At 71.7% G+C, this 21509-nt stretch carries 18 protein-coding genes and 2 tRNA genes; 11 read left to right on the forward strand and 9 right to left on the reverse strand.

Going from position 1 to position 21509, the window contains the following annotated elements; all coding sequences use genetic code 11:
* Positions 1–262 precede the first annotated feature (262 nt).
* Entirely contained in the window at positions 263–1336 is a 1074-nt protein-coding gene (locus IG94_RS0123140; RefSeq protein WP_031040296.1) for a hypothetical protein, read from the reverse strand.
* A 293-nt stretch (positions 1337–1629) separates the two neighbouring features.
* Positions 1630–4236: an aminopeptidase N gene (gene pepN / locus IG94_RS0123145; protein ID WP_031040299.1), complete on the reverse strand. Its 2607-nt coding sequence runs from the start codon at positions 4234–4236 to the stop codon at positions 1630–1632.
* A gap of 169 nt (positions 4237–4405) precedes the next feature.
* On the opposite strand from pepN, the gene IG94_RS0123150 reads away from it, so the two are divergent.
* The gene (locus IG94_RS0123150) at positions 4406–5044 is read left to right on the forward strand and encodes a mycothiol-dependent nitroreductase Rv2466c family protein (protein WP_031040301.1); all 639 of its coding nucleotides are present in this window, start codon (positions 4406–4408) and stop codon (positions 5042–5044) included.
* A gap of 24 nt (positions 5045–5068) precedes the next feature.
* Here IG94_RS0123150 and IG94_RS0123155 read toward each other — a convergent pair whose 3' ends face one another.
* Entirely contained in the window at positions 5069–5290 is a 222-nt protein-coding gene (locus tag IG94_RS0123155; protein ID WP_031040304.1) for a hypothetical protein, read from the reverse strand.
* Positions 5291–5420: 130 nt separating this feature from the next.
* On the opposite strand from IG94_RS0123155, the gene IG94_RS0123160 reads away from it, so the two are divergent.
* Positions 5421–6206 (forward strand): SAM-dependent methyltransferase, encoded by a 786-nt coding sequence (locus IG94_RS0123160; RefSeq protein WP_031040307.1) that lies wholly within the window; start codon positions 5421–5423, stop codon positions 6204–6206.
* Positions 6207–6605: 399 nt separating this feature from the next.
* Here the strand turns inward: IG94_RS0123160 and IG94_RS0123165 are convergent, their stop codons facing one another.
* A complete protein-coding gene (locus tag IG94_RS0123165; protein ID WP_031040310.1) occupies positions 6606–8006 on the reverse strand; it encodes an amino acid permease in 1401 nt (466 codons plus the stop codon).
* A gap of 413 nt (positions 8007–8419) precedes the next feature.
* Between IG94_RS0123165 and IG94_RS0123170 the strand changes: the two genes are divergently transcribed.
* A complete protein-coding gene (locus tag IG94_RS0123170; protein WP_031040313.1) occupies positions 8420–9004 on the forward strand; it encodes a biotin transporter BioY in 585 nt (194 codons plus the stop codon).
* 87 nt (positions 9005–9091) lie between these two features.
* Here the strand turns inward: IG94_RS0123170 and IG94_RS0123175 are convergent, their stop codons facing one another.
* Positions 9092–10534: an amino acid permease gene (locus IG94_RS0123175; RefSeq protein WP_031040316.1), complete on the reverse strand. Its 1443-nt coding sequence runs from the start codon at positions 10532–10534 to the stop codon at positions 9092–9094.
* 204 nt (positions 10535–10738) lie between these two features.
* Here IG94_RS0123175 and IG94_RS0123180 point away from each other — a divergent pair, with 204 nt between their 5' ends.
* Together IG94_RS0123180 and IG94_RS0123185 are read left to right on the forward strand one after the other, a co-directional pair.
* Positions 10739–11224 (forward strand): ribose-5-phosphate isomerase, encoded by a 486-nt coding sequence (locus IG94_RS0123180; RefSeq protein WP_031040318.1) that lies wholly within the window; start codon positions 10739–10741, stop codon positions 11222–11224.
* 638 nt (positions 11225–11862) lie between these two features.
* Positions 11863–12687 (forward strand): Fpg/Nei family DNA glycosylase, encoded by an 825-nt coding sequence (locus IG94_RS0123185; RefSeq protein WP_031040322.1) that lies wholly within the window; start codon positions 11863–11865, stop codon positions 12685–12687.
* Positions 12688–12716: 29 nt separating this feature from the next.
* Here IG94_RS0123185 and IG94_RS0123190 read toward each other — a convergent pair whose 3' ends face one another.
* Positions 12717–13979: a GNAT family N-acetyltransferase gene (locus IG94_RS0123190; RefSeq protein ID WP_031040325.1), complete on the reverse strand. Its 1263-nt coding sequence runs from the start codon at positions 13977–13979 to the stop codon at positions 12717–12719.
* Between the two features lie 163 nt (positions 13980–14142).
* Between IG94_RS0123190 and IG94_RS0123195 the strand changes: the two genes are divergently transcribed.
* On the forward strand, positions 14143–15330 hold the full coding sequence (locus tag IG94_RS0123195) for a PP2C family protein-serine/threonine phosphatase (protein ID WP_031040327.1): 1188 nt from the start codon (positions 14143–14145) through the stop codon (positions 15328–15330).
* Positions 15331–15366: 36 nt separating this feature from the next.
* Complete coding sequence (locus IG94_RS0123200) at positions 15367–15858, forward strand: HD domain-containing protein (RefSeq protein WP_031040330.1); 492 nt, start codon at positions 15367–15369, stop codon at positions 15856–15858.
* 13 nt (positions 15859–15871) lie between these two features.
* Here IG94_RS0123200 and IG94_RS0123205 read toward each other — a convergent pair whose 3' ends face one another.
* Entirely contained in the window at positions 15872–17113 is a 1242-nt protein-coding gene (locus IG94_RS0123205) for an acyltransferase family protein (RefSeq protein WP_063763403.1), read from the reverse strand.
* Between the two features lie 723 nt (positions 17114–17836).
* Here IG94_RS0123205 and IG94_RS0123210 point away from each other — a divergent pair.
* A complete protein-coding gene (locus IG94_RS0123210; RefSeq protein WP_031040337.1) occupies positions 17837–18031 on the forward strand; it encodes a hypothetical protein in 195 nt (64 codons plus the stop codon).
* A gap of 68 nt (positions 18032–18099) precedes the next feature.
* On the opposite strand, the gene IG94_RS39975 is transcribed toward IG94_RS0123210, so the two are convergent.
* Both IG94_RS39975 and IG94_RS0123220 read right to left on the reverse strand, forming a co-directional pair.
* Complete coding sequence (locus tag IG94_RS39975) at positions 18100–18375, reverse strand: hypothetical protein (protein ID WP_037767078.1); 276 nt, start codon at positions 18373–18375, stop codon at positions 18100–18102.
* Positions 18376–18529: 154 nt separating this feature from the next.
* Positions 18530–18603, reverse strand: a tRNA-Gly gene (locus tag IG94_RS0123220).
* Between the two features lie 163 nt (positions 18604–18766).
* On the opposite strand from IG94_RS0123220, the gene IG94_RS0123225 reads away from it, so the two are divergent.
* From IG94_RS0123225 to IG94_RS0123235, 3 genes are all read left to right on the forward strand, one after another.
* Positions 18767–18843: transfer RNA gene (locus IG94_RS0123225), tRNA-Pro, on the forward strand.
* A 227-nt stretch (positions 18844–19070) separates the two neighbouring features.
* The gene (tig, locus tag IG94_RS0123230; protein ID WP_031040342.1) at positions 19071–20498 is read left to right on the forward strand and encodes a trigger factor; all 1428 of its coding nucleotides are present in this window, start codon (positions 19071–19073) and stop codon (positions 20496–20498) included.
* 369 nt (positions 20499–20867) lie between these two features.
* Positions 20868–21473, forward strand: a complete 606-nt coding sequence (locus tag IG94_RS0123235; protein ID WP_031040345.1) for an ATP-dependent Clp protease proteolytic subunit — start codon at positions 20868–20870, stop codon at positions 21471–21473.
* Positions 21474–21509 lie beyond the last annotated feature (36 nt).

The following is a 21509-nucleotide window of genomic DNA, read 5'->3' on the forward strand; positions in this document are numbered from 1 at the left end:
GGCCCCCTCCGGGTGCTCCGGAAACCGAGGGCGGCGGCCTACGCCGAACGCGTCCACGGCCGGACCGAACGCGTCCACGGCCGGACCTCTGAGGCCGGCCCCCTGATGCCGGGCCGCCTCGGCCGGACCGGTCCGGTGCCGGCGGCGTACGAGGAGGGGCCGCCGGGCGGTCGTGCCCCGCAGCCCCTCCTCTCCCCTCCTGGCGCCCGCCCCGGACCTCCAGCTTCCGCCGGCTTCCGTCGTCCTCCGCCGGCGCCGTCGGCTACCGGGGCAGCACCACGACATACGCGGCGGGTTCCCGGTCCTCGGCCGCCATCAACGCCGTTCGTACCACGGCCGCCTGATGCTCCAGCGACGCGCGCAGCTTGCGCGGGGCCAGGCGCACCACCGTGATGCCCAGCCGCTCCAGGTGCTCGCGTCTGCGGGCCTGCTCCGCCCGCGCCGCGTCGTCCTCCTGGCGGCGGTGGGCGCCCCGGGTGTCCAGCTCCAGCGCCACCGCCTGCTCCGGCCAGAAGGCGTCCACGCCGCCGAGGCCGGGGCCGCCGGGCAGGCGCAGGTCGACGTTCCAGACCGGTTCCGGCAGCGCGTGCTCGCGCACCATCCGGTACAGGTGCTCCTCGGCGAGCGCCCGCCCCTCGGCGACCAGGGAATCCACCGCGTCCACGACGTGCGGGCGGCCGAGCAGCCGGGCCCGGTTCAGCTCCCGCACCACCGCCGCCGGTTCGCAGTGGCCGCCGCGCACCGCCTCCGTCAGCAGCCGGTGGACGACACCGGGGTCGGTCAGCCCCGCCACCGCGTCGGCCAGGGCCCGTGCCACGGGCGCCACCGGCAGGCCGGTGACCCGCACGGCGGTCGGCAGCGCGGCCGTGCGGACGACGCGGGCGCAGCCGGTCGAGCGCAGCCGGCGCAGCCGCGGGACCAGGACGTCGAGGGCGTCCAGGGACGGCAGCGGGGGAGCGGCGGAGAAGCCGTGCAGCGTCAGCGCGGCCAGGCCGGTGATCATCGCCTCGGGGTCGGCGGCGAAGGACTGCTGCTCCCCGCCCGGCTGGCGGGGCACGGACGCCGGTGCCGGCCCGCCGGAGACCGCTGCGGGAGTGCGCTCGCGTGCCGCGTAGAGCAGTACCGCGTGCAGCCGCTCCTCGCTGGTCGGCGGACCCGCGTGCAGCAGGACGACGTTCGGGAGGAGCTGCTGCCAGGGACCGCCGGGCCGGCACTGCCGGCCGGTCTCGGCGGCGGAGACCCCGTGCGCCCGGAGCTGGGCGGCCGTCATCAGCCGTCGCCGGCCGTCGGCCAGGTGGTGGAGCGGGCGGGGGGAGAGCGGGGTGTCGTGCGTCATGGCCGAGACCCTTCCGCGTCCGATCCGCCCCTTAACCGCTGTTACCAGCACGTCGCCCAATCCGGACAAGCCTGTCCTCAAGGACGGGTGTTCGGATGCCGAAGCCCCTGGTCCGAACGGGTGGGACCAGGGGTTACGGCCGCAGTGCACGCATCGTGTAACGGCGACGCGGCACCCCGTCGTCGGCCAGCGGCCGAGGCCCTCGGCGGGCTCGACCGCCTGGCGCGCTACGGCCTCGACCGCCTGGCATGCGGTGGCCTCGACCGCTTGGCGTGCGCTGGCCTCGCCCCCCCCTAGCGGGCGGCGGCCGCCGCGTCGCAGGCCTGGCCGCGCAGCGCCCGGGCCAGGTCGTCCCGCGCTTCGAGGACGAGCCGGCGCAGTGCGGGCGCCGCGTCCTCGTGCGCGGACAGCCACGCGTCGGTCGCGTCCAGCGTCTCCCGGGAGTCCCGCAGCGACGGGAACAGGCCCCGCACCACGTCCATCCCGATCTGGATGGACCGCTCGGCCCACACCCGCTCGATCACCGCGAAGTACTTCTCGGCGTACGGCGCGAGCAGCTCCCGCTGCGAGGCCTGCGCGAAGCCCGCGATGGTCGCCTCCACCAGGGCGTTGGACAGCGCGTCCGACTCCACGACCTGCGCCCACGCCCGGGCCTTCACCTCCGCCGACGGGCGCGAGGCCAGGCAGCGCACCTGGTGGCGCTTGCCGGAAGCGGTGTCGTCGCGGGCCAGCTCGGCGGCGAGGACGCCCTCGTCGGCGGCGCCGTGGGCCGCGAGCGGGGCGAGGAACGCCCAACGCAGCTCCTGGTCCACGGCAAGGCCGTCGATCTTCTCGGTGCCGTCGAGGAGGCCGCGCAGCAGGCTCAGTTCCTCCTCGCCGGAGGCCACCGAGGCGAGGAACCGCGCCCACGCCAACTGCTGCTCGCCGCCCGGCGCCGCGTCCCGCAGCTCGCGCACCGCGCCCTCGCCGAGCAGCCGGCCGCCGGTCTCCCGCCAGTCGGGGGCGGCGTAGTGCACCAGCGCCGAACCGGCCCAGGCGTGCAGCATCTGCAGGACGCCGATGTCCGACTCCCGCCCCGCGAACCGCAGTACCAGCGCGGCGAAGTCCCGGGCCGGCAGCAGCGCGTCCCGCGTCATGTTCCACAGCGCCGACCAGCACAGGGCACGGGCCAGCGGGTCGGTCAGCGCACCCAGGTGCTCGCGCAGCGTCGCCAGCGAGGTGGCGTCGAAACGGGTCTTGCAGTACGTCAGGTCGTCGTCGTTGACCAGGACCAGCTCCGGCGCCTCGGCACCGGCCAGCTCCGCCACGACCGTCCGCGGCCCCTCGACGTCCACCTCGGCCCGCGCGTACCGCTCCAGGGCGCCCTCGGCCGTACGCCGGTACAGGCCCACCGCGACCCGGTGCGGGCGCAGTTCGGGGTGCGACTCGACCGCCTCCTGCACGACCGCCAGCTCGTCGACCGTGCCCGCCGCGCTCAACAGCACCTGCGGGGTCAGGGAGTTGACGCCCGCCGTCTGGAGCCAGGAGCGGGCCCAGGCCGTCATGTCCCGGCCGCTGGTCTCCTCCAGGACCGACAGCAGGTCGCCCAGCCGGGTGTTGCCGTACGCGTGCCGCTTGAAGTAGCGCCGCGCGCCCTCCAGGAACGCGTCCTGCCCGGCGTACGCCACCAGTTGCTTCAGCACCGAGGCGCCCTTGGCGTAGGTGATGCCGTCGAAGTTGAGCTTGGCGTCCTCCAGGTCGCGGATGTCGGCCGTGATCGGGTGCGTGGAGGGGAGCTGGTCGGCGCGGTAGGCCCAGGCCTTGCGGCGGTTGGCGAAGGTGATCCAGGCGTCCTTGAAGCGGGTCGCGCCGACGTTGGCGAAGGCGCCCATGAAGTCGGCGAAGGACTCCTTCAGCCACAGGTCGTCCCACCACTCCATGGTGACCAGGTCGCCGAACCACATGTGCGCCATCTCGTGCAGGATCGTGTTGGCGCGGCCCTCGTAGGACGCCCGCGTCACCTTCCCGCGGAAGATGTACTCCTCGCGGAAGGTCACCAGGCCCGGGTTCTCCATCGCGCCGAGGTTGTACTCGGGCACGAACGCCTGGTCGTACTTCCCGAAGGGGTACGGGTAGTCGAAGCGGTCGTGGAAGAAGTCCAGGCCCTGCTTGGTGATCAGGAAGACGTCGTCGGCGTCGAAGTGCGGCGCCAGGCCCTTGCGGCACAGCGCGCCGAGCGGGATCTCCAGCCGGGTGCCGTCCTCGAAGGTCCGCTCGTAGGTGTCCGTCACGTAGTGGTACGGACCGGCCACGACGCAGGTGATGTACGTCGAGATCGGCTTGGTCTCCGCGAACCGCCACACCCCGTCGGCGCGTTCACCGGCGCCGTTGGACCACACCGTCCACTCCTCGGGCGCCCGCACCTCGAAGCGGAAGGGCGCCTTGAGGTCCGGCTGCTCGAAGTTGGCGAAGACCCGGCGGGAGTCGGCCGGCTCGTACTGGGTGTACAGGTACACCTCGCCGTCCTCGGGGTCGACGAAGCGGTGCAGGCCCTCGCCGGTGCGGGAGTACGCGCACTGGGCGTCGACGATCAGCTCGTTCTCGGCGGCCAGGTCCTCCAGGGCGATCCGGGAGCCGTCGAAGACCTCGCTCGGGTCGAGGTCGCGGCCGTTGAGGCTGACGGCGGTGACGCTCGGCGCGATCAGGTCGGCGAAGCTGCTCGCGCCGGGCTCGTTGCACCGGAAGCGGATCGTGGTGACGGAGCGGAAGGTGCGCGGGCCCCCGCCCTGCGCCTCGTCCGGCGCCTCACCCCGCGCCTCGTCGAGGGCCGAGCGCACGTCGAGGGACACCTCGTACCCGTCGATGGACAGCAGGGCGGCCCGCTCCCGGGCCTCGTCGCGGGACAGATTCTCACCGGGCACGGGCGGCACTCCCTCGGATGGTGTTCAGTATGCGGACAGCACCGATCCTGCCATGTGCCCCTGACGCGCGGCAGGCCGGGAACGGACAGCGGGTGACGGCGGGAATGGACGGCACGGGTGGCCGTGTTCTCCCGTGAAAGACCTGCTCGTGCCCCTCATGAGGAGAGACATGTCGGACAAGACCCCCGTCGACTTCTGGTTCGACCCCCTGTGCCCCTGGGCGTGGATGACCTCCCGGTGGGTCCTGGAGGTGGAGAAGGTCCGGGACATCGAGGTCCGCTGGCACGTGATGAGCCTGGCCGTCCTCAACGAGGACAAGCTCGACGAGCTGCCCGCCGAGTACCGCGAGATGCTGGAGATCAAGGCCTGGGGCCCGGTCCGCGTGGTCATCGCCGCCCAGGAGGAGCACGGCAGCGAGGTGCTCGGCGACTTCTACACGGCGCTCGGCACCCGCATCCACAACCAGGGCGAGGGGCCCGGCCGGGAGACGGTCGCCGCCGCCCTGAAGGATGCCGGCCTGCCCGACTCCCTCATGGAGCACTGGGACGGCACCCCCTACGAGCCCCAGCTGCGCGCCTCCCACAAGGAGGGCATCGACAAGGTCGGCCAGGAGGTCGGCACCCCGGTCATCGCCGTCCCCGGCGCCGATGGCGAGCAGCTCGCCTTCTTCGGCCCGGTCGTCACCCCCGCGCCCCAGGGCGAGGAGGCCGCCAGGCTCTGGGACGGCACCCTCGCGGTCGCCTCCGTCCCGGGCTTCTACGAGATCAAGCGCACCCGGACCAAGGGCCCGGACTTCAGCAACCTGTAGGCGGCCCCGGCCCCGGCCCCGGCCTCAGCCGCCCGGAGGCCGGAAGGAGTCCGGCAGGTCGAAGCCGGACCGCCAGTCGAAGTACGACTGCACGCGCACGCACCCCGCACGGGCGCAGCGCCGGTAGGTGCCCAGGTCGGCCCTGGGCACCTGCCCCCGGGCATACGCCCTCTCCGCGTCGTCGAGCGGCCGGAAGTCCTGATGCGTGTCCCCGCAGTTGGGGCAGCGCCTGTTCGGGAGACCCATCCGGGCACTGTCACCCGGAAGGCTTCCCACCGGAATCCCCCGGGCGGGCGAAACCGGCGATCCGTTCCGTCCGCCCGCCCCCTGTAGCACCATGGGCCTCACTCATCCCTCTGGAGGCGAGTCCCACCCCATGACGGAGATCGACACCTCGGTGCCGCACTCGGCCCGGATCTGGAACTACTGGCTCGGAGGCAAGGACAACTACCCGGTGGACGAGGAGGCCGGCGACGCCTACACCGCCGTCTTCCCGGGCATCGTCACCATCGCCCGCAGCAGCCGCGCCTTCCTCGGCCGCACCATCCGGCACCTCGTCCTGGAGGCGGGGATCCGCCAGTTCCTGGACGTCGGCACCGGGCTGCCGACCGTCGACAACACCCATGAGGTCGCCCAGCGGCACGCCTCCGAGGCGCGGATCGTGTACGTCGACAACGACCCGCTGGTTCTCGCGCACGCCCGCGCCCTGCTCACCTCCACGCCCGAGGGCGCCACCGCCTACGAGGACATCAGCCTCTTCGAGCCGGACCGCATCCTCGCGGCGGCCGGCCGCACCCTGGACCTGACCCGTCCCACCGCCCTCATCCTCAGCGGCATCCTCGGCCACATCGACGGCCACGACCGGGCCCGCGCCCTGGTCCAATCCCTGCTCGCCGGTCTGCCCCCGGGCAGTTACCTGTGCGTCAACGACGGATCGCGCGGCACCGACCCGGACTACGAGGCGGCCCAGGACGGCTACAACGAGACCGGTGCCGTCCCGTACTTCCTGCGGCCCGTCGAGCAGATCGAGGCCTACTTCGACGGTCTCGAACCGGTCGCCCCGGGCGTGGTCTCCGTGCCCCTGTGGCGCCCGGACCCGGCCCCGGACGGTGCGGCCCCGCGGCCGATCGGCCAGCACGGCGGGCTCGCCCGCAAGCCTTGACGCCCCGGCGCCGCCACGACCGGGCCGCACCCGCAGAAGGCCCCCGCGAGTCACGTCCTCGCGGGGGCCTTCCTCATACCGCCTGCCGGTGAAGGTTGAGAAGACGATCACGAGCAGGACGCCTGCGCTGCCTTCCGCCGAAGCTTATTGCGAATAGGTCGCAAGTGCACGCTAGCAGCAATATGGCCGGAAAGGAGGGAAGGGAGGGAAGGAGGCAAGGCGGGAGGCAAGGAGGGAGGACCGACGGGCACGGGAAAGGGCCCCCGGCACGCACGGTGCGAGGGCCCTTGGGGATGGCTGGGGCGGCCGCCGGCTGAGGCGGCGGTGACGGCTGAGGTGATGGCCGCCGCCGCCCGCCGCAAGCCTCCCGCCGCCTCTCGTCGCCCGTCGCCCCCGCCGCTACCCGCGGCCGCCGGTCGCGCTCCGCCGGCGCTGCCGGGCGTAGCCGACGGCCGCCAGGGCCAGCGTCATCGCGCCCGTCGAGTACAACTGCACCCGCGTGTCCGGCTCCCGGGCCATCAGCACGAAGACCGCGGCCATGCCCGCCAGCGCCACCCACGTCAGCCACGGGAAGCCCCACATGCGTACGACCAGCTTCTCGGGCGCCTCCCGCTCCAGCCGCCGGCGCAGCCGCAGCTGGGAGGCGGCGACGAAGATCCAGACGACCAGGATGACCGCGCCGATCATGTTCAGCAGCCAGGAGAAGACGTCGTCGGGCCGCCAGTAGCTCAGCAGCACGCAGCCGAAGCCGAACAGGGACGAGACCAGCACCGCGACCCGCGGCACCCCGCCCGACACCCGGCCCAGAGCCTTCGGGCCCTGGCCGCGTTCCACCAGCGAGTAGCCGATGCGGGAAGCGCCGTAGATGTTGGCGTTCATCGCGCTGAGCAGCGCGACCAGCACGACGACGTTCATGAGCTGACCGGCGCCCGGGATGCCCAGTTCGTCGAGGGCGGCGACGTACGGGCCCTTCTCCACGACCCCGGGGGAGTCCCAGGGGACCAGGGTGACGATGACCGCCATCGAGCCGATGTAGAACAGCGCGATCCGCCACATCGCCGTCCGTACGGCGCTCGCGACGCCCTTGACCGGGTTCTCCGACTCGGCCGCCGCGATGGTCACCGTCTCCAGGCCGCCGTAGGCGAAGACCGAGGCGAGCAGGCCGATGATCAGACCGTTGCCGCCGTTCGGCAGGAAGTCGCTCAGGTGCGAGGCGCCGGGGGAGTCGGTGCCCGGCAGCACGCCGGTGATCGCCAGCACGCCCAGCACCAGGAAGAGCGAGATCGCGCCGACCTTGAGGGCGGCGAACCAGAACTCGAACTCGCCGAAGTTCTTCACGGCGGCCAGGTTCGTCCCGCAGAACACCACCATGAACAGCGCCACCCACGCCCACTCCGGCGTCCCCGGCAGCCAGCCGTGCACGATCTGCGCGGCCCCGATGCCCTCCAGTCCGACGGCCGTGCACAGCAGCACCCAGAACGCCCAGCCCGCGGTGAACCCGGCCCACGGGCCGATGGCCCGCTCGGCATGCGCGGAGAAGGAGCCCGACGAGGGGTGGGCGGCGGACATCTCGCCCAGCATCCGCATCACCAGCATCACGAGGAGGCCGGAGAGCGTGTAGGCGACGACGATCGAGGGTCCGGCGGCGGCGATGCCCGCTCCCGAACCGACGAACAGCCCGGCCCCGATCACGCCGCCGAGGGCGATCATCGACAGGTGGCGCTGTTTGAGGCCGTGGGAGAGGGCGGCGTCGTCCGGCCGGGACGGCGGCGTCTCGGTGGTGGTGCTGCTGTTGGACATGGAGCGGCTCGTCCAATACGTGCGTGAGGGGAGGGGAGGGGAGCGGGGAACGTGAGGGTCGGGGTTGGTAGTTGGAGGGGGAGTGGTCGGGGCGGGGCAAAAACGCCCACAGTCTCCGGGGTCGCGCCGGTCGGCGACACCGGCCGCCCACGATGCGGACACCCCGGATGCGGAACGTTATCGTCCGAATACCGGGTTCCGCACACCCCGTGACGCCCGCCTCACCCCCGTCGTGACGCCCGCCTCACCCCCACGGTGACCGGTGTCACCCGGGATCGTGTGTAAGTCGCGCCTTTGTCGGGAGCCCACCAAGGCGCCGTTCGCCGCTTTGTCGAGCGCTGCTGGTGAACGGGCCGTCCCGCTGGGATAGCGTCGCGGTGTCCCGACATGTCCACACCACCGCGGAGTCCCCCATGAGCACCGCTGCCGTTCCCGCCCGCCGTTCCGGGCTGGTCCTCGCCGACCTCATCCCCTCCTCCCGAGTCCGGGACGTCGCGCTCGTGGCCGGCGGTGCCGTGCTCACAGGCGTCGCGGCCCAGATCGCGGTGCCCGTACCGGGGTCCCCGGTGCCGGTGACCGGCCAGACCTTCGCGGCGCTGCTGGTCGGCACCGCGCTCGGCGCCCGGCGCGGCCTGCTCTCGCTCGCGCTCTACGCGCTGGTCGGCATGGCGGGCATGCCGTGGTTCGCGGAGGCCGGCTCCGGCACCGCCGCGCCGTCGCTCGGCTACGTCTTCGGCATGCTGCTCGCCGTCACGGTGGTGGGCGCCCTGGCCCGCCGAGGCGCCGACCGCTCGATGGTGCGCATGGCCGGCGCGATGCTGCTGGGCGAGGCGCTCATCTACGCCGTCGGCGTCCCGTACCTGGCCCTCGCCGCGGACATGTCCCTCAGCGCCGCGATCGCGGCCGGTCTCACGCCGTTCCTCATCGGCGACCTGCTGAAGGCCGCGCTGGCGATGGGCGCGGTGCCCGCCGCCTGGAAGCTGGTCGACAAGCGGTAGCGCGGCGCAGGACCGCCGAAGGGGCCCGCCGGATCGCAGCAGCGACCGGCGGGCCCCTTCGTTCTCGGCTCGGGGCTCAGCCGGACGTCAGTCCTTCCCGGCGGCGGCCCTCGCCGTCCCCACCCGCTGCCTGACGACCGCGACGGCGAGGACGAGGGCGGCGACGAGCAGGGACAGCAGCACGGTGGTGCGCCCGTCGTGCTCGGTGTCGGTGAGCATGTAGCCGAGCACGAAGACGATCACCGCGGCGGCCGCCCAGGTCAGATACGGGAACAGCCACATCCGCACCACCAGCCTCTCCGGCGCCTCCGCCTCGACGATGCGCCGCATCCGCAGCTGCGAGAAGCAGATCACCAGCCACACGAAGAGGGCCACGGCGCCGGAGGAGTTGACGAGGAAGAGGAAGACGGAGTCGGGGAACTCGTAGTTGAAGAAGACGGCGACGAACCCGAACACCACGGAGACCAGGATCGCCGTCCGCGGCACCCCGCGCCGGGTGGTCCGGGCGAAGGCGCGGGGCGCGTCACCGCGCTCACCGAGCGAGAAGGCCATGCGGGAGGCCGTGTAGAGCCCGGAGTTCAGACAGGACAGCACGGACGTCAGCACGATGAAGTTCATGATCTGACCGGCGTTCGCGATGCCGAGCGAGTCCAGCGCGGCCACGTACGACCCCTTGTCGGCGATCGACTGAGCGTCCCAGGGCAGCAGCGCGACGACGACGAAGATGGACCCCAGGTAGAAGACGGCGATGCGCCAGATGATGCTGTTGGTCGCCTTGGTGACGGCCCGCTGCGGGTCCTCGGACTCCCCGGCGGCGAGCGTGGGGATCTCGCTGCCCATGAACGAGAACACGACGAGCAGCACACCGGTGAGGATGGCCCCGGCCCCGTTCGGCAGGAACCCTCCGTGTTCCGTCAGGTTCCCCAGCCCCGCCTGCCCGCTGTCCACGCCGGGCAGCACCCCGAAGACGGCGAGCCCGCCGACCACGATGAACGCGCCGATCGCGACGACCTTGATCCCGGCGAACCAGAACTCGAACTCGCCGTAGGAACCGACGGAGGCCAGGTTGGTGGCGGTCAGCACGACCATCACGATCAGCGCCCACCCCCACTGGGGCACGGCCGGTATCCAGCCCTCCAGGATCTTGGCCCCGGCCGTCGCCTCCACGGCCAGCACCACGACCCAGAAGAACCAGTACAGCCAGCCGATGGAGAACCCGGCCCAGGGGCCGAGCGCCCGGTCGGCGTGGGCGGAGAAGGAACCCGAGGTCGGGTTGGCGGCCGACATCTCCCCGAGCATCCGCATCACCAGCACCACGAGCGTGCCGACGAGGGCGTACGAGAGGAGGATGCCGGGACCCGCCGTCGCGATCCCGGTGCTGGATCCCACGAACAGCCCGGCTCCGATGACGCCGCCGATGGCGATCATCGAGAGGTGGCGGTTCTTGAGCCCGGCCTGGAGCCCGGACCCGGCCTGCGGCGGGCCTTCGGGGCCCTCCTCGGCTTCGGTCAGGGTCGGCTGCGAAGTCATGGGGGGTTTCCTTTGCGCCGGTCGAGCACTTTCCCGTACGGGCGGCGTACGAGCCGGACCAGTGAAACGGAGGCGAACGAATTCGGGAACCTTCGAATCCGAATTGTTACTTGAGCTTTTCCTGAGCTTTTATAGCTTCACGTGTTCTTTTCACGACTGCCACCCGCAGCGTCCGCGCCCCGGCCCGCGTGCAACACTCGACCCATGCGCGTGTATCTCGGCTCCGACCATGCGGGCTACGAACTCAAGAACCACCTCGTCGAATGGCTCAAGACGGCAGGCCACGAGCCCGTCGACTGCGGCCCGCACCTCTACGACGCCCAGGACGACTACCCGCCCTTCTGCCTCCGCGCCGCCGAGCGGACCGCCGCGGACCCCGGCGCCCTCGGCATCGTGATCGGCGGCTCCGGCAACGGCGAGCAGATCGCGGCGAACAAGGTGAAGGGGGTGCGCGCGGCGCTGGCCTGGAGCGAGGAGACGGCGTCGCTGGGCCGCCAGCACAACAACGCCAACGTCGTCGCGGTCGGCGCGCGTATGCACACGCAGGAGGAGGCGACGAAGTTCGTCGAGACCTTCCTCGCCACGCCGTTCTCCGAAGACGAGCGCCACATCCGCCGCATCGACATGCTCACGTCCTACGAGACGACGGCCGACCTCCCGCCCATCCCGCCCCACCACCCCCAGCAGTAACCCCACCACCCACCCCCGGCGCCCAGGCACCGGACCCGCGGGCTCCGGCAACAGCCCCGTGAGCCCGCGGAAGGCCCCAGACCTGCCCGAGCCGGGCAACCGACCCGCGGGCAACGCGGACGGAGCCGACCCGCAGGACCGCCCGGACGAAGAAGCGACTCGCAGACTCTCTCGGACGGGGAAGCAACCCGCACGCTGCCCCGACGCGGAAGCAGCCCGCCGACCCGCACGGACCGGGGAAGCGGCCTGCAGGGTGCACCGATGCGGGAAGCGACCCGCCGACCCGACGGACCGGGAAAGCACCCCGCACGCTGCCCCGACGCGGAAGCAACCCGCCGACCCGTACGGACCGGCGAAGCGACCCGCAGGGTGCGCCGATGCGGGAATCGACCCAACATCCCGTACGGGTGGGCGAGCGGCCCGCAAGGGGCGCAGGCGGGGTAACGACCCGTAGGGGTCGCCCCGGGTGCGGGAGACGGCCGCAGGAGTGCGGGGGACGGAGTCCCCGCCGGGGTCCGGGGCGGAGCCCCGGGACGGGTCCAGCCTCTCGACCGACCGAGTCGGGTGGGCGGGTGGGAAAGGCTTGAACGCCACGCCTCCCACGAAGCGCAACGACCACCAACCCGAAAGGACCCCCCGTGCCAGAGGGGCACACGATCCACCGCCTGGCCCAGGACTACACCGCCGCCTTCGCCCGGACGGCAGTCCACGTCACCAGCCCCCAGGGCAAGTTCGCCGGCTCCGCCGCCCTCCTCGACGGCACCGTCCTGAACACCGCCGACGCCCACGGCAAGCACCTCTTCCTGGGCTTCGGCCCCGCCGGAACCCCGCACCCGGCCTGGGTCCACATCCACCTCGGCCTCTTCGGCAAGGTCACCTTCGGCCCGGCCCCCGCGCCCCCGCCCACCGACACCGTCCGCCTCCGCCTCGCGGGCGACACCGCGTACGTCGACCTCCGCGGCCCCACCACCTGCGCCCTGATCACGGAGCCGGAGAAGCAGGCGATACACGACCGCCTCGGCCCCGACCCGCTGCGCCCGGACGCCGACCCGGAGGCCGCGTACCGCAGGATCTCCCGCAGCCGCACGACCGTCGCCGCCCTGCTCATGGACCAGAAGGCCGTCGCCGGCGTCGGCAACGTCTACCGCGCCGAAGTCCTCTTCCGCCACGGCATCGACCCCTACCGCCCCGGCAAGGACCTCACCCGCGCCGAGTGGGACGCGATCTGGCAGGACCTCGTCGGCCTGATGCGCGAGGGCGTGCGCAACAACCGCATCGACACCGTCCGCCCCGAACACACCCCCGAGGCCATGGGCCGCCCGCCCCGCGTCGACGACCACGGCGGCGAGGTCTACGTCTACCGCCGGGCGAACCAGCCCTGCCACCTCTGCGGCGGCCCGATCCGCACCGCCGACCTCGCCGCCCGCAACCTCTTCTGGTGCCCCGCCTGCCAGCAGCGCTAGCGCCCGGCGCCCGGCGAAGTCGGCCGGTCTCAGAACCCGTGCGGCAGCCACGGTGCGACGTCGGACCCGAACCCCACCGACGCCTCCGCCAGCGACCCCGGCCGCACCTCACGCACCCGCCCGGCCGCGGCCAGCGACGCCAGGCTCACACCCCCGAGATACGCCGCCCCCAACTCCCGTACGGACAGCGTGAGATCGGCGGCGTCGGTCGTACGCTCGCACGACGCCCCCTTCGGGTCCCCGCTCAGCCGCCAACGCCCCGCGTTCCAGGGGCAGAAGGCGTCCTCGACCTCGAACACCACGTCCACCGGCGTCTGGTAGGTCCGCGCCGCGAGCGCCGCCCCCACGTCGACCAGCCGTACGTACAGCGCGTCCCCCAGCGACGGCCGGCACCGCCGGATGTCCGACACCTGGTACTGCCAGGCCTCGTCGACCGGCCGCCCCCGCACCGCCAGCGTCGAGGTCAGGTCGATGTCGAAGAGGAAGCGCCACAGCGCCGCCTCGGTCGCGGGGTCCAGCCCGGCGAGCGCCTTCAACTCCACCGTGCCGTCGGGCCCTTCGGCGCTCCAGCCGGGCCGCACCCGGAACCGTGCGTATCCGGTCACCTCGTCGCCCCGCCGGGCCAGCACGCACTGCAACGGCGAGGCGTCCCCCCGCTCGCCGGCCGGGTCCAGCACCCCCGTCCGCTCCCACCCCGGCCGCCGGGCCAGCATGCCGGGCCGCCCTGGCACCAGCCGCGCGTACACCGCCTCGCACGCGTCGAGCGACTCCGCGGGCGCCGCGTAGCGCAGCCGTACGTCATCCGTGCCCTCCGGTACCGCCGGCCGGGCCCGTACCGTGTCGATGTCCGCGTTGAGGTGGAAGGTCGCGGCGGCGTACCCGAAGCGGCCGTAGATCGCCGGTTCGGAGGCCGTCAGCACGGCCAGCGACTCGCCCCAGGACCGTACGTCGTCCAACTGCCGCCGCATCATCGACGTCAGTACACCCCGGCGCCGGTGCGTGGCGGCGACGCCCACCATCGTCACGCCCGCCGCGGGCACCGCCGCACCGCCCGGCACCGTCATCCGGAAGTCGAACGCGCCCGCGGAGCCGACGCACTCCGCGCCGTCCCAGACGCCTATCGAGCGGTCCACCCGCGTCAGTTCGCGGTACAGCGCCAGCCGCTCGGGCGCCTCCACGGCACCGCCGAAGGCACGCGTCAGCGACCCGTACCAGGTGTCCCACTCGTCGCGCCGCAGAACCCGCGGCTCGTTCGTCCTCGTGCCGCCGTCATTTCCCGTAGACCGTCCCATGTCCCATGCGTACCAGGACCGTACGAAGTCGGGCGAGGGAATTTCCGCGGGGTTGCGGCGCGACGTCCGTTCGTGAAGTTCACTGTGAAGTCCGGCCTCGGACGGGGGACAAGTGGGACCTCCCGTGCCAAGCGGCCGGTCGGATGGATAGGGTCCCGAACTAATGACAGCAGGACGACAGCGGCGTGCGGCGGCCGAGACGTTCACGGCCCGGTGCAAGAAGCAGTGGCACCGGGTCCGCGTCGGCATGCGCAGAGCCGCCGTCGACTACTTCCGCGGCGACGGCTCGGACTGGATCGCGCTCGCCGGGCTCCTCCTGACGATCCCCGTCATCGCGGCCACGACGATGGCCAACTCCGTGTGGTGCTCACCGTCCGCGCTGGTCATCCCCATCGTCGCGGGCGGCCTGCTGCTGCGCCCCGCGAGCCTGCTCGGCCTGTACGCGGCGGCGGCCACCGCGCTGATCGTCGAGTCGATCCAGCTCGGCCCCTACACCGAGGGCCCCTCCCGGGTCACGCCCGGCGTGGTGCTGGTCGTCGCGGCCTGCGGTTTCTTCGGGCTGCTCGTCGCCCAGTTCCGCAGCCGGGTCGGAGTGCCCTGGCGGCGCGGCGGCACCATGCTCTTCGACCTGCGCGAACGCATCAGGGTCCAGAGCAAGCTGCCCCAGCTGCCGAAGGGCTGGCACCGGGAGATGGCGCTGCGCCCGGCCGGCGGCCAGTCCTTCTCCGGCGACTTCGTCGTCGCGGCCCGCACGGGCGGCGGCCGCACCCTGGAGGTCGTCCTCACCGACGTCTCCGGCAAGGGCATGGACGCGGGCTCGCGCGCCCTGCTGCTGTCCGGCGCCTTCGGCGGACTCCTCGGCAGCCTGCCCCCGCACGCCTTCCTGCCGGCCGCCAACGGCTACCTGCTGCGCCAGGACTGGGACGAGGGCTTCGCCACCTCCATCCACCTCGTCCTGGACCTCGACTCCGGCGACTACGAGCTGTACTCCGCCGGACACCCGCCGGGCCTCCAGCTCAGCGCGGGCACCGGCCGCTGGGAGGAGAAGTCGGCCGAGGGGCCGCTCCTCGGGGTGTACGACGGTGCGCAGTTCGACTCCGTGAAGGGCTCGCTGCGCCCCGGAGACGTCCTGATGCTCTTCACGGACGGCCTGGTGGAGACCAACGACCGGGACATCTCCGAGGGCATCGACCGCCTCACAGGCGAGGCCGACCGCTATGTCGCGGGCGGCTTCCACGGCGCCGCCTGGCACCTGATCGAGGCGGTGGCCAAGGACGTCAACGACGACCGGGCGCTGCTGCTGATCTGCCGGGAGGGCCCGACGGCCCAGTCCGCGGCGTCGGCCGGCTGACATCCGCGGCGTCGGCCGGCTGACACACTGGACGACGTGCCCGACACCACCCCGCCACCCGCGCCGCCCCCGCCCCGCCTCTCGCCGGGGGAGGTCGAGGCGGTCGCCCGGGCCGCCCACGAGGGACAGACCGACAAGGCGGGCCGGCCCTACGCCGAACACCTGCGGGCCGTCGCCGAGGGCGTACGGCGCCGTGGCGGCGACGACGAGCAGATCGCGGCGGCCTGGCTGCACGACGCGGTCGAGGACGACGCCCTCACGGAGCGGTGGCTCGAGGGGGCCGCGCTGTCCCGCCGTACCAAGGACATCGTCCGGGCCCTCACCCGACGGCCCGGGGAGCAGCCCGAGGAGTACGCCGCGCGGATCCTGGCCACGCCCGGCGCCCTGCTGGTCAAGGAGGCGGACCTGGCGCACAACGCCGACCCGGCGCGGCTCGCGGTCCTCGACGAGGCCACCCGCACACGACTGGCCGAGAAGTACGCGCGGATGTGCGTACTTCTCGGCCAGTCGTGTCTCGGCCAGGAGTGATCGCGGCGAGCGGCTAGACGGAGACCTTGTCGCCGCTGCCGTTGGGCGTGGTGGGTGTGGCGGGCGTGCCGGAGGCGTCCGGAGCGTCCTTCGGACCGGCCGCGTCCGGAGCCTTCGATCCGGAGGCCGCCGTGCCGTTCGCCTCGCGCGCCCGCTTCTCACGGCTGCGGGCGCTGTCCCCCGCGTCCCGTTTGAAGGCCCAGTCCATCTTCGGCTCCACCACGTACCGCATGACCCGCTGGACCGGTTTCGTGCACAGCAGGGTGATGACGGTGGCGGCGAGGGCCGTCAGCACGATCCCGCCGAGCGGCGTGTCCCACCAGGCGTTGTGGAACCAGCCGGAGAACGTCGCCTCCTTCGACAGGAAGCCGTGCAGCAGATAGCCGTAGATCGTGCCCGCGCCGAGCGTCGTGAACCACATACGCCGTCCGGGCACCCAGGAGAAGAAGCACGCCGTCAGCACGACCGAGCACCCGAAGAGCGCGAGCGTCACGATGGGACCGGACCACCAGGGAGCGCCCATGTCCTCCACGGAGGCGTTGCGGTAGAACCAGTCGGTCTGCATGCGCGGCATCGACCACCAGGCGATCGCCAGCGCCGCGGCGACCACCGGGACCGACAGGATGCGCACCGAGCGGCGGCGCACCAGCTGGAAGTGCTCGGGGCGGAGCAGCAGACCCAGCACGAAGCACGGCAGGAACTGCAGGACGCGCTGCATGTTCAGGTCGTTGCCGATGGTGGGCGTCACGGACGCGAGGGCGGCGATGACCAGGGAGACGGGGAGCGGCCAGCGCAGCGTCTGCCAGATGGGGGTGGTCAGCCGCCAGACGAACAGCGCGCACAGGAACCACAGCAGATAGGTGGGATCCAGCAGGCTGATGTCGTTGCCCGGGTCCTCGCTGAAGCGGCGGTGCAGCGCGTAGGCGGTCTCGAAGACGACGTACGGGACGACGACACCGGTGATCAGCCGTTTGACGCGCCTCGGGCTCGCGTCGAAGCTGCGCGAGAAGTAGCCGGAGATGATGATGAACGCCGGCATGTGGAACGTGTACAGCACCCGGTAGAGGGCCTCAACGGTGGGGTTCCCGTTGAGGATCTGGCCCCAGGAGTGCCCGATGCCGACCAGCGCGATCGCCAGGAACTTGGCGTTGTCGAAGAACGCGTCGCGATGCCGGCTCGGCTGTGTCTGCTGTGTCTGCTGATCCGGTGAGGACGGCGATTTCCGGTCGCCGTGCGATCGCAGCGAGCTAGTCATGCAACCCCCCGCCGAAAACTCGGCGAGTCGGCACAGGACCTCGCTGCTCTGGTGGGGGACGAGGCAGCGTAGAACATCTGAGGCACCCTAGCGTTCTCCCTCTGTTTACGTAAAACCCTCGACGTCATTCCTGTATTCGGATCCCGACTACCTACCGGGTGCCCCGTATTTCGACGAACTCGACGCCGCCGATCGCGTGACGGCAGGCACAGCACGGGGTAGGCACCGCCTCGAAGCGCCGGACGGAGTGCCGCACTTGTCACGACTCGTCGCGACTAAACGGTGCATAAGGCCGACGGGCGACTCCACTGGAATGTCCGGCCTCAATGCGTCCGCGGGCCGTGCGGGAGATCCTGTGAACTCCCTGTGAGGCCCGGACGGCATGCCGGCGGCAGTACAACGGAGTGTCCGTCGGCGTACTCACCGACGCATGCGTTGATGTGTCCCCCGCGACAATTCGAAATGCCTGCGAACGCGTTGTGTGGACATGGAAACGAACTGACCGGAATTATCCGTACGGACGCCCTGTCGCACCCCTGTGCGGGGTGCGATGGTTGAGTACGCCCGCGTGTGCGCGGGAGCATGCCGGGGGAGGATCCGGCCGGACGATGTGTCACCTGCCGCATAGCCGGGCCCGGTTGGTGGCACGATGGTCCTGGCGGGGGGTGCGCGCAGCCGCACCTCCGGGCCGGGAGAGCGGACCGACCTAGGGTGTGATCAGTTGTGGCCATTTCACTGTCAGTGGTGCTGCTGTTGGCGATCATCCTGGTGGTGCTGCTCAGGGGAGGCTCCATCAAGGCGGGGCCGGCCGTCGTCGCGGTCCTCTTCGGCTTCTTCCTGGCCTCCACCGGCATGGCCGACGACATCCAGCGCTTCCTGGACTCGATAGCGGACATGGTCAACTCGATCCGCTTCTAGGCACCGGGGGCCCGCCGAGGGCCCCCGCCCCGCCGCAGACGCCTCGGCCCCCGCCGGGCCCCAGGGTCCTACGGCGACCCCTCGGGGCGGCCCCCGGTCAGCGGGCCGCTCGTCACCTTCTCCACCCGCCCCCGGCTGAAGTAGATCCACGTCGCCCACCCCACGCGCGGAGTGTCCCCGTACACCCAGGCCTCGGAACGGCTCCGCCGTCGCCACGGCCGGAAGCCGGGCCGCGAGGCGGTCCTGTACAGGGCCATGTAGTCCCTGTCGCTGATCGACTGGTCGGGACTTCCGAGCAGCCGCTTCACCTGCCTGCGCGTCGTGCCCGGCTCCACGGTGGTCATGGAGGGCACCGTAATCAGGCGCTCGCGGGACCGGTCCCGCAAGCCACGGGACTTCTCGAAGGCCGGCCGGGGCACGGCCGCCCGGCCCGGGACCCGGGAAAAGCGATCGGGGCCGGGGCGGAGGAATGAGCCTCCGACCCGGCCCCGAGTCGTCTGGAGCGGGCGACGGGAATCGAACCCGCGTAGCCAGTTTGGAAGACTGGGGCTCTACCATTGAGCTACGCCCGCACAACACGCGCCGCAGGTCGGTGACCGCGGCACTGCAGGCATCGTAGCGGGTCGCCCCCCTTCACCGCACACCCCTTCCGGTCCGCGACGGACCTTCCCGGGTGCCCGGGAAACCCTGCGGTCCCCGGTGCCCTGCTGCATGTACCCTACGTCTCGCACCAGACGGGGTGTGGCGCAGCTTGGTAGCGCGTCCGCTTTGGGAGCGGAAGGCCGTGGGTTCAAATCCCGCCACCCCGACCACCTCGGCCGTTGTCGGCCGATCCCCGCTCCGGCGAGCGCCCGGCCCCCCTCGGACGAGCCCGCACGATCGCCTCGTGATCGCCTTTTGGGTCGTGTAGTCGCTGCCGTTACTATGCAAGCTGCACGCCCGTGTGTCTCAGCGTCTGAAGTCTCCGGGCGGCGAAATTTGCCGGACGCCCTCTGTTTCCGGCAGAACCCAAGAAGTCAGCCACCAAGGAGACCGAACCGTGAAGAGCGCCGTGGAGACCCTGAACCCGACCCGGGTTCGGCTCACTGTCGAGGTGCCCTTCGAGGAGCTCAAGGACAGCCTCGACGCGGCGTACAAGAAGATCAACCAGCAGGTCACGGTGAAGGGCTTCCGCAAGGGCAAGATCCCGGCCCGGGTCATCGACCAGCGGTTCGGCCGCGGTGCGGTTCTGGAGGAGGCGGTCAACGACGCGCTTCCCAAGTTCTACACCGACGCGGTCAACGAGGCCGAGCTGAACCCGCTCGGCCAGCCCGAGGTCGACATCACGGAGCTGAAGGACGGCGAGACGCTGAACTTCACCGCCGAGGTCGACATCCGTCCGACCGTCGAGATCCCGGACTACTCCGGCATCGAGGTCGAGGTCGACGCCGTCGAGGTCAGCGACGAGGACGTCGAGAAGTCGGTGGAGCAGCTGCGCGAGCGCTTCGCCTCCACCTCGCCGGTCGAGCGCGCCGCCCAGGACGGCGACGTGCTCACCCTCGACCTGCAGGCCAAGGTCGACGGCGAGGTCCTGGAGGACGGCGTCGCCGACGGCGTCTCCTACACCATCGGCTCCGGCGAGCTGCTCGACGGCATCGACGAGGCCGTGAAGGGCCTGGAGGCCGGTGGCGAGGCCACCTTCGCCTCCGAGCTGAAGGGCGGCTCGGCGGCCGGCAAGGAGGCCGAGGTCACCGTCAAGGTCAGCCAGGTCGCCGCGCGCGAGCTGCCCGAGCTGGACGACGACTTCGCCCAGCTCGCCTCCGAGTTCGACACCCTGGAGGAGCTGCAGGCCGACAGCCGCAAGCGCCTCGCCAACATGAAGCAGTACGACCAGGCCACGCAGGCTCAGGAGCGCGTCCTGGACAAGCTGCTCGAGCTGGTCGAGATCCCGGTCCCCGAGAAGCTCCTCGAGGACGAGATCAACACCCGCAAGCACAACCTGGAGCACCACCAGCTCGGCCAGATGGGCCTCGACCTGGAGAAGTACCTGGAGCTCCAGGGCAAGACCGCCGAAGAGTTCGAGACCGAGACCCGCGAGGCCGCGGTCAAGGGCATCAAGACCCAGTTCGTCCTCGACGAGCTGGTCAAGCAGGAGAACCTCAACGTCAGCCAGGAAGAGCTGACCGAGCACCTCATGCGCCGCGCCTCCTCCTCCGGCATGTCCCCCGACCAGTTCGCCCAGGCCGTCGTCGAGCAGGGCCAGGTCCCGCTCCTCGTCGGCGAGGTCGCCCGCGGCAAGGCCCTGGCCGCCGTGGTCGAGAAGGCCACGGTCAAGGACACCAACGGCGAGATCGTCGACCTGGACGACGAGGAGGACGAGGAGCCGGAGACCGCCGAGGCCGCCGCCACCGAGTCCGCCGACGCCGAGCAGGCCGAGGAGAAGGCCGACGACAAGGCCGGCAAGGCCGAGGAGAAGACCGAGGGCTGATCCCTCGCGCCGTCCCCGACGGATCTGAAAACGGGCCCCGGACGAACGAGTGCCGGGGCCCGTTCGGCATCCGGCCGGACAGCCCACCCGAAGGGGCGCGGGGCTGTATCACCGTGCGGCTCCGCCGCGTGGGCACGATCAACCGCGATCAACCACGACGCACCCGTACCCGGCGGACGAACAGGCACCGTCCGGGCGCTACGCCCCCGGCGAACACCCCCGGAACCGGGATGGCACCGCAGGGTCACCGCGTTAGGGTCCATGAATACGAGGGCAGGGGAGTCTCCGAAAGCGGCTCCAGCCCCGCAGGGAAACGTGAGACGGCCCGGCGCCGTCGTAAGACGAGCAGGTGGATACGTGACGAATCTGATGCCCTCAGCCGCCGGCGAGCCCTCCATCGGTGGCGGCCTCGGCGACCAGGTCTACAACCGGCTGCTCGGCGAGCGGATCATCTTCCTCGGCCAGCCGGTCGACGACGACATTGCCAACAAGATCACCGCGCAGCTGCTGCTCCTTGCCGCCGATCCGGACAAGGACATCTTCCTTTACATCAACAGCCCGGGCGGTTCGATCACGGCCGGCATGGCGATCTACGACACCATGCAGTACATCAAGAACGACGTGGTGACGATCGCCATGGGTCTCGCGGCCTCCATGGGGCAGTTCCTGCTCAGCGCGGGCACCCCCGGCAAGCGCTTCGCGCTGCCGAACGCCGAGATCCTGATCCACCAGCCCTCCGCCGGCCTCGCCGGTTCGGCCTCGGACATCAAGATCCACGCCGAGCGGCTGCTGCACACCAAGAAGCGCATGGCCGAGCTCACCTCGCAGCACACCGGCCAGACGATCGAGCAGATCACCCGCGACTCGGACCGCGACCGCTGGTTCGACGCCTTCGAGGCCAAGGAGTACGGCCTCGTCGACGACGTGATCACCACGGCCGCCGGCATGCCGGGCGGCGGCGGTACGGGCGCCTGAGCCATCCCCCGCCCCGAGCCGACCGCCTCAGCCCCT

This window comes from Streptomyces olivaceus, assembly GCF_000721235.1.
Lineage (GTDB): Bacteria > Actinomycetota > Actinomycetes > Streptomycetales > Streptomycetaceae > Streptomyces > Streptomyces olivaceus.

Excerpts from the sequence above, each read along its gene's own strand:
- IG94_RS0123140 (WP_031040296.1), bottom strand. The coding sequence starts at position 1,336 with ATGACGCACGACACCCCGCTCTCCCCCCGCCCGCTCCACCACCTGGCC.
- IG94_RS0123150 (WP_031040301.1), top strand. The coding sequence starts at position 4,406 with ATGTCGGACAAGACCCCCGTCGACTTCTGGTTCGACCCCCTGTGCCCC.
- IG94_RS0123155 (WP_031040304.1), bottom strand. The coding sequence starts at position 5,290 with ATGGGTCTCCCGAACAGGCGCTGCCCCAACTGCGGGGACACGCATCAG.
- IG94_RS0123160 (WP_031040307.1), top strand. The coding sequence starts at position 5,421 with ATGACGGAGATCGACACCTCGGTGCCGCACTCGGCCCGGATCTGGAAC.
- IG94_RS0123165 (WP_031040310.1), bottom strand. The coding sequence starts at position 8,006 with ATGTCCAACAGCAGCACCACCACCGAGACGCCGCCGTCCCGGCCGGAC.
- IG94_RS0123170 (WP_031040313.1), top strand. The coding sequence starts at position 8,420 with ATGAGCACCGCTGCCGTTCCCGCCCGCCGTTCCGGGCTGGTCCTCGCC.
- IG94_RS0123175 (WP_031040316.1), bottom strand. The coding sequence starts at position 10,534 with ATGACTTCGCAGCCGACCCTGACCGAAGCCGAGGAGGGCCCCGAAGGC.
- IG94_RS0123180 (WP_031040318.1), top strand. The coding sequence starts at position 10,739 with ATGCGCGTGTATCTCGGCTCCGACCATGCGGGCTACGAACTCAAGAAC.
- IG94_RS0123190 (WP_031040325.1), bottom strand. The coding sequence starts at position 13,979 with ATGGGACGGTCTACGGGAAATGACGGCGGCACGAGGACGAACGAGCCG.
- IG94_RS0123195 (WP_031040327.1), top strand. The coding sequence starts at position 14,143 with ATGACAGCAGGACGACAGCGGCGTGCGGCGGCCGAGACGTTCACGGCC.
- IG94_RS0123205 (WP_063763403.1), bottom strand. The coding sequence starts at position 17,113 with ATGACTAGCTCGCTGCGATCGCACGGCGACCGGAAATCGCCGTCCTCA.
- IG94_RS39975 (WP_037767078.1), bottom strand. The coding sequence starts at position 18,375 with ATGACCACCGTGGAGCCGGGCACGACGCGCAGGCAGGTGAAGCGGCTG.
- IG94_RS0123235 (WP_031040345.1), top strand. The coding sequence starts at position 20,868 with ATGCCCTCAGCCGCCGGCGAGCCCTCCATCGGTGGCGGCCTCGGCGAC.